Annotated in this window: 1 protein-coding gene; it reads left to right on the forward strand. The window is 65.7% G+C overall.

Annotation, left to right across the window (positions count from 1 at the left end; all coding sequences use genetic code 11):
• A partial coding sequence (locus tag AAEY75_RS17070) for an alkaline phosphatase PhoX (protein WP_352260372.1) occupies positions 1-236 on the forward strand: 236 nt, incomplete at both ends.

Genomic DNA, 236 nt, shown 5'->3' on the forward strand with positions numbered 1-236 from the left:
GTTGGGGCCAGCCCCTGCACAAGCACGCCCCAGCCTTCGACCCGTCCGGCCATGGCACCGCCAAGGCCCAGGAACAACAGTTCGGCGACAACAACGACGGCATGAGCCTGTTTCCATTCTCCGGCGACGACAACCGCGCGCTGATGGCGATCAACAACGAATACACCAACTACCGCTACCTCTACGCCCACGGCGGCGCGCCGCAATCGGCCGAAGACGTGCGCAAGGCCCTGGCC

The organism is Psychrobacter sp. TB55-MNA-CIBAN-0194, from assembly GCF_040309505.1.
Classification (GTDB): domain Bacteria; phylum Pseudomonadota; class Gammaproteobacteria; order Pseudomonadales; family Moraxellaceae; genus Psychrobacter; species Psychrobacter fozii.